General features: G+C 53.7%; 6 protein-coding genes and 1 tRNA gene. 2 read left to right on the forward strand and 5 right to left on the reverse strand.

All coding sequences use genetic code 11. From position 1 onward, the window contains the following. Window positions 1-649: RNA-guided endonuclease TnpB family protein (locus T518_RS10750; RefSeq protein ID WP_036378835.1), on the forward strand; the 649-nt coding region annotated here is incomplete at its 5' end. Between the two features lie 396 nt (window positions 650-1,045). On the opposite strand, the gene T518_RS10755 is transcribed toward T518_RS10750, so the two are convergent. From T518_RS10755 to T518_RS10765, 3 genes are all read right to left on the reverse strand, one after another. Then, a complete protein-coding gene (locus T518_RS10755) occupies window positions 1,046-1,885 on the reverse strand; it encodes a helix-turn-helix transcriptional regulator (RefSeq protein ID WP_036378838.1) in 840 nt (279 codons plus the stop codon). A 281-nt stretch (window positions 1,886-2,166) separates the two neighbouring features. Then, complete coding sequence (iolG, locus tag T518_RS10760; RefSeq protein ID WP_036378840.1) at window positions 2,167-3,192, reverse strand: inositol 2-dehydrogenase; 1,026 nt, start codon at window positions 3,190-3,192, stop codon at window positions 2,167-2,169. A 330-nt stretch (window positions 3,193-3,522) separates the two neighbouring features. Further along, on the reverse strand, window positions 3,523-4,701 hold the full coding sequence (locus T518_RS10765; RefSeq protein WP_036378842.1) for an iron-containing alcohol dehydrogenase: 1,179 nt from the start codon (window positions 4,699-4,701) through the stop codon (window positions 3,523-3,525). A gap of 287 nt (window positions 4,702-4,988) precedes the next feature. On the opposite strand from T518_RS10765, the gene T518_RS10770 reads away from it, so the two are divergent. After that, window positions 4,989-5,921 carry a LysR family transcriptional regulator gene (locus T518_RS10770; protein WP_051652320.1) on the forward strand — a complete coding sequence of 311 codons (933 nt, stop codon included), beginning with the start codon at window positions 4,989-4,991 and terminating at the stop codon, window positions 5,919-5,921. Between the two features lie 60 nt (window positions 5,922-5,981). Here the strand turns inward: T518_RS10770 and T518_RS10775 are convergent, their stop codons facing one another. Both T518_RS10775 and T518_RS10780 read right to left on the reverse strand, forming a co-directional pair. After that, entirely contained in the window at window positions 5,982-6,443 is a 462-nt protein-coding gene (locus T518_RS10775) for an RpiB/LacA/LacB family sugar-phosphate isomerase (protein ID WP_036378843.1), read from the reverse strand. Between the two features lie 127 nt (window positions 6,444-6,570). Continuing rightward, a tRNA-Thr gene (locus tag T518_RS10780) sits at window positions 6,571-6,646 on the reverse strand. Window positions 6,647-6,664: the final 18 nt, after the last annotated feature.

Genomic DNA, 6,664 nt, shown 5'->3' on the forward strand with positions numbered 1-6,664 from the left:
TTCTGGAACATACTTTGTTTCCCTTTGCGTCGAGATGGACAAAACGGCGCTGCTTCATCCAAACGGCGGCAGGCAGATTGGCATTGACGTTGGTCTGAAAGCGTTCTATTCGGACAGCGACGGCAATACGGTGGCGAGTCCGCGCCCGCTCAAGAGCCTCCAGCGCCAGCTCCGTCGAGAACAGAGGCGGCTCTCTCGCAAAATGCCGAAATCAAGGAATCGAGAGAAAGCCCGTATCTGTGTTGCACGCCTCCATGAACGCATTGCAAACATTCGCAAGGACTTCCTGCACAAGTTGTCCACACGGCTTGCCCGTGAAAACCAAACGGTCGCCGTGGAACACTTGAATATCAAAGGAATGCTTCGGAATCACAGACTTGCAAAGTCGATTTCCGATGTAAGTTGGAGTGAGTTTTTCCGCCAGCTTGCGTACAAGACGGAACTGCACGGCGGCGAACTGCTGAAAGTGGATACCTTCTACCCGTCGAGCCAGACCTGCAGTCTTTGCGGCTATCAGAACCCGCTGACGAAGGATCTGAAGGTTCGCGAATGGGATTGCCCGGCGTGTGGAACGCATCACGACAGGGACGTGAACGCTGCAAAGAATATCCTGCGCAAGGCTTTGGAGGACAGATCCACAGCGGCATAAGCTGAAATAAATATGTACCGTGGGGCACACGGGAATTCACGCTTGGGGAAATCGTGTAAGACGCCAATTCTTTGGAGGCGGCGCAGTGGTTGTCGAACCAAGAATCCCCTGCCTGTAGGTATGGGGAGTGTCAAGATGGCACGAAATCAACATAGATTGCCTTTGCCACGACGCAGTCGTACAAAGAAGACAAGCCGGTTGCCATCGAATCTTGAGCAGTGCTGGAAGATACGAGCAAGCGACATATAAAATGAAAGTATGCCAGCCACAGCGCCAAGCGTTGCGGCTGGCATACTTTCATACGATAGGCATGGTACAAAATCATCCCAATGTTGCCCTGGAGGGATGAAGGTGCAAAAGGCCCGGCAGAGTGCGATGACTCTGTCGGGCCTTTGGTCAGACTGTCCATTTGCGGCGGTATTCGCCCGGTGTCATGCCGAGCGCGCCCTTGAAGACGTTCTGGAAGTAATTGGAGTTGTTGTAGCCGACCTGAGCGGCAATCTGGGTGATTGTCATGTCTGTGTTGATCAAGAGGTTTTGAGCCTCGCCGATGCGGCGCAGGATGACGTACTTCATCGGTGAGAGGCCAATCTCTGCCTTGAAGAGGTGAGAGAGGTAATAGGCATTCGTATGTGTGGCAGCGGCGATGTCACCGAGGCGGATGTTCTCTTTGTAGTTCTTGTCGATGAAGGCGCGGGCTTTTGCCGCGAGCGTCGGCGTCTGCTGGCGCTGTTTTACACCTTCTTCGCGCAGGAGCGCTGTGAGCTTGGCGGCAAGTGCCATGGTGAGATAGTTGGCAATCTCAGCGTGCGCCTTTGCCTCCTGCTCGATGGCTGCGAAGAGGTTCAGGATCTCGGAGAAGTGCTGCTTCGTTGGCTGGATGGGGCAGTATCCGTCCGGCAGCAGATGATCGACGGGTAGTCCCTCGATGCGGAGCCCGTTGATCGCGATGCAGTAGGTTGCCAGGTTGCTGCCACTGCCACCGAATTCGTCGTGGACGGTATGGCTGTTGTAAAAGATCAGGTCGCCCTTCTGCGCCGTGTAGCGCTGTCCGTCAATCATGTAGATGCCCGCACCCTGCGTGATGAGCACGACTTCACAGAGATAATCATGCTCGTGCATGCTTCGCGGCATATGCGAGGCATCTGCTCCGACGTGACAGACGTATTCGAGACGCGGTGTGGAGTTCTTGCAGAAGGTAGAACGATAGCGGTGATTGGGAAAATACTGAAGCAACAAACTCCCCTCCTGACAGAGTGCATATATCAAATAGATCGTAACATAATCATTCTGCATCATGTATCTGGTTCTATTTTAGCAGAGTGCACATATATGTGCAAATATTTTATCATGAATTTATCAAGAATAAATCAATATATAACATATACTTATAACAAAAAGGACCCCGAGGAAGGGGCCCTTTGATTTGGTATGGAACCATGCGGCAGGGGGTGCCGCACGGAGAGGAACGAAGGAATAAATGATTGGGTTCAGGATCGGTAGAAGATGATGTTGAATCAGAGGCCGTACTGGGCGCGGATCTCTGCAATCTTGACCGGGCGATGCTCTTCGACCGACTTCTTGGCAGCGAGGCCAATGAGGACCGGCTGCAGGCCGTCGTTTGCATTGACCGGGGTCGGCGTGTCGTTGACGATCGCTTCGACGAACTGATTGACTTCGTTTGCATAAGCCATCATGTAGCGCTCGAGGAAGAAGAACATCGGCTTCTCGGCGATGACGCCGTCCTTGCAGCTGTAGACTGCATTGGAATCCGAATCGTTGGAGATGGCGACGCAGCCCTTTGTGCCGAAGACTTCAGCGCGCTGGTCATAGCCATAGCAAGCGGCACGGCAGTTGTCGATGACAGCCGTAGCGCCATTGTCGAGCTTCAGCGTGATGATGGCCGTATCGATGTCGCCAGCCTTGCCGATTTCCGGATCGACGGTGACAGAGCCCTCTGCATATACTTCCTCGACTTCTGCGCCGGAGAGATAGCGGACCATATCGAAATCATGAATCGTCATGTCGAGGAAGATACCGCCGGAAATCTTTACGTAATCGATGGAAGGCGGTTCCGGATCACGGGACGTGATCTTGATGATCTGCTGCTTGCCGACTTTTCCGGCGACGACAGCATCGCGGATAGCCTTGAAGTTGTGGTCAAAGCGGCGGTTGAAGCCGACCTGGTATTTCTTGCCCGTCTCTTTGACGACGTCGAGAACTTCCTTGATCTTATTGACATCATGGTCAATCGGTTTCTCACAGAAGACGTGCTTGCCGGCGCGCAGTACTTCGATGGAGAGCGGGGAATGCTGGTCCGTGGAAGCGCAGATCAGGACGGCTTCAATTTCAGGATCGTTGAGGATCTCATGGTAATCTTTCGTCGTCTTCTCGATGCCGAGGGACTTTGCCCAAGCTTCCGTCTTCTCGTTCATGAACGGATCAGCAATCGTCTTGACCGTTGCGTTCTTGACGAACTTCGAGATGCTCTCGCCATGTACATGACCGATACGGCCTGCACCGATAATACCAACTTTAATCATTGTGATAACCGCCTTTCTCTGACTGCTATTGAACAATTTTTTGTTATCTATATTGTTCTTCTTGATTAACTTTATGTTTATTATAGCATGAAGTGCACCGTGTATTCTTCGTTTTTTTGGTGTAATTTTTTGAAAAGTACAGGGATGATTCAAGCGGGACGGAGGTGTGTGGAAACAGGACTATAAAATCTTGCTGTCATGATGGCGGGAATGCGAATTGATGTGATATTGATGGGAATTGATGGGGCTTGATAGAAATTGGAAGAAGCAGGCATATCAAAAGAGGCTGCCGATACGGCAGCCTCTTTTATGCGGGGGATTATAGGGGAATCAGAGCGTAGAGTCAACCCAGTCGCCTTCGTAGGCGCGGCGGTAGAGCTCGACGACCTCGTCCTTCGTGTATTTGCGCGGGCTCGTCAGGGCGCAGGCGTCCTTGAGGGCGTTGCCTGCCATGAGCTCGAAGTCCTCTGGCTTTACGCCGAGTTCCTTGAGCGTCTGCGGGATGCCGACTTCGCGGCTCAGGCGGCGGATGGCATTGATGCCCTTGTCGGCGGCATCATTCGTGCTGAGGCCGTCGATCATCTCGCCCATCGCGCGGGCGATGTCGCGGAAGCGGTTGAGGTTGCTGATGAGGTTGAACTCACAGACGTACGGCAGCAGGATGGCATTGCAGACGCCGTGCGGCAGATTGTAGAAACCGCCGAGCTGGTGAGCCATGGCGTGGACGTAGCCGAGCGAAGCGTTGTTGAACGCGATGCCTGCGAGGTACTGGCCATAGGCCATCTTGTCGCGGGCGTAGAGGTAATCGCCGTTGGCGACGGCTTTCGGCAGGTACTTCTGGATCATGTTGATGGCCTGCAGGGCGGCGGCATCCGTCAGCGGGTTGGCGGCGGAGGAGACGTATGCCTCGATGGCGTGCGTCAGAGCGTCCATGCCCGTTGCGGCCGTGAGGCGCGGCGGCATGCCCTTCATGAGAACCGGGTCGTTGATGGCGATCTGCGGCGTGACGCGCCAGTCGAGGATGGCCATCTTGACCTTGCGGCGCGTGTCCGTGATGATACAGAAACGCGTGATCTCGGAGGCCGTGCCAGCCGTTGTGTTGATGGCCATCAGCGGCACCATCTTGTTCTTGGAGATGTCGATGCCCTCGTAGTCGTAGATCTCGCCGCCGTTGGCCGCAATGAGGCCGATGGCCTTCGCGCAGTCGTGCGAAGAACCGCCGCCGAGAGAGATGATGGAGTCGCAGCCCTGCTCCTTGAAGGCCGCCACGCCAGCCACGACGTTCTTGTCTGTCGGGTTCGGTTCAGCGCCGCCGAAGATGTACGTCGGCAGCCCCTCATCTTCGAGGATCTTCTTGACCTGGTCGGCCATGCCGGATTTTGCAAGAAAGGCATCCGTGACGATCATCGGATGCGTGCCGTCTAGGCTCTTCATGAGCTTGCCGGCTTCATTGACGGCACCTTCACCAAATACATTGCGGGTCGGCAGGAAATAATACGTTAACGACATGGGGAAGACCTCCTTACAGAATTCTTGTTTTTATCCATTTCTTTCTTGATTTGATGTCTTTATTATAGTATGAAATTGAATATAAGTATAATACTAGATATTTTATCTAAGACATAATCTAAAATATATGATAAAATAGAGATATATCATGAATACTGTGCATGTATTTCTTACATATCAAAGGATACTGCCATTTTAGCGATTTTGTTCTAAAAATCACATATATCATGATTTGCAAAATTACTTATTGATTTCATAGGATAATTCTTATACTAGGAGGAATTCGCTTGGAGATCCGTCATTTTCATTATATCCGGACCATTTATGAGATGGGCTCTATCTCGCGTGCGGCAGAGAAACTCTATATCTCGCAGCCCTCGCTCTCGCAGCTCTTGAAGAGTGTCGAAAAAAAGGTCGGTGCGCCGCTCTTCGATCGTAGCTTGAAGCCGCTGCGCCCGACGACCATTGGGCAGAAGTACTTGAAGACGGCACAGCAGATCATGGAGCTTGACACAGAGTTCCGCCGCTATGTCGAGGATGAGCTCGGCTGCGCGCAGGGGAACCTCGTCGTCGGCAGTTCGCCGTTCCGCAGTACGTACTTCCTCGCGTCATTCCTGCCGAAATTCCAGGCGGAATATCCGGGAATCCGCCTGCAGCTGGCGGAGCACACCTCGAAGCGTTTGGAGGAATCGGTGCTCTCTGGTGACGTCGACCTCATCATCGCGACACAGCCGGTCGATGAGGATGCCTTCTCGTTTGCAGAGCTCTATTCGGAGGAGATGGTTCTCGTCCTGCCGGCCAATCATGAACTGTCCAAGAAGTACCATCTGCCGCAGGACTGCCATGGCACGCTGCCGCTCCTGCCAATCGGTCTCCTGAAAGACACGCCGTTCATTCAGATGCACAGCGAGCAGAAGCTCCATCAACAGCTTCTCTCACTGTGCGCGGAAGCCGGCTTTGTCCCGCAGATCTACTTGCAGACACGCAGCATGGAGACGGCCCTGACACTGGCGTCTGCGGGCCTCGGCGCGACGCTGCTGCCGATGACGCTCCTGCGCGCCTTCCAGCCGGAGACGCGACCGTGTTATGCGGCGCTGCCGACGCGCCCACGCCGCCATGCACTCGTCGCCTGGCGCAAAAAGGCGTATTTGTCGCATGCGGCGCGCGCCTTTATTGACTTGCTCGTCAATTACTGCCGCGACAAAGGCGATCGCGTATAGATAAAATGCCCAGGCATGATGCCTGGGCTTTTCTATGTGAGGATAGCCGATTCCGGCCGTTTATTTTACAGCGACACAGTGCTTGGTGTCGATTTCCTGGACTTTCTTGACGCGGCGGCGGTATTTTTCGGCGGTCAGAGGATCGGTGTGCATCCAGGTCTTGACGATTTCCATGGCGATGGCCGGGCCGATGATCTTGCCGCCGAGGCAGAGGACGTTGCTGTCGTTATGCTGGCGGGCGAGGGCGGCGCAGAACGGATCCTGGCAGACGACGGCGAAGATGCCGCGCAGCTTGTTGGCGATCATCGCGCTGCCGTAGCCGACGCCGTCGACAAAGATGCCGCGGTCGCATTCACCCTTTGCGACGGAGAGTGCAGCCGGGTAGACGAAGTCCGACAGGTCACAGGACTCTTCGTCGTACGTGCCGAAATCCTTGACTTCATGGCCTTCGCTCTCAAGATACGCCTTGATCTCGTTCTTGAGTTTTGTGCCGGCATGGTCATTTGCCATTGCAATCTTCATGATGATTCCTCCTGTTCATCGCTTCAAAGCTCTGCTCTCTTCCATTATTATAGCAGATGATGGCAGATGGAGGCAGGGGCGGACAACAAAAAAGGCTTTCGATTTCTCGAAAGCCTGATGTTCCAGATGGAGCTGATTATAGGACTTGAACCTACGACCTGCTCATTACGAATGAGCTGCTCTACCAACTGAGCTAAATCAGCAAAATATGGAGCTGATTA

The sequence above is a fragment of the Mitsuokella jalaludinii DSM 13811 genome (genome assembly GCF_000702905.1).
Classification (GTDB): domain Bacteria; phylum Bacillota; class Negativicutes; order Selenomonadales; family Selenomonadaceae; genus Mitsuokella; species Mitsuokella jalaludinii.

Excerpts from the sequence above, each read along its gene's own strand:
- T518_RS10765 (WP_036378842.1), bottom strand. The coding sequence starts at position 4,701 with ATGTCGTTAACGTATTATTTCCTGCCGACCCGCAATGTATTTGGTGAA.
- T518_RS10775 (WP_036378843.1), bottom strand. The coding sequence starts at position 6,443 with ATGAAGATTGCAATGGCAAATGACCATGCCGGCACAAAACTCAAGAAC.
- iolG (WP_036378840.1), bottom strand. The coding sequence starts at position 3,192 with ATGATTAAAGTTGGTATTATCGGTGCAGGCCGTATCGGTCATGTACAT.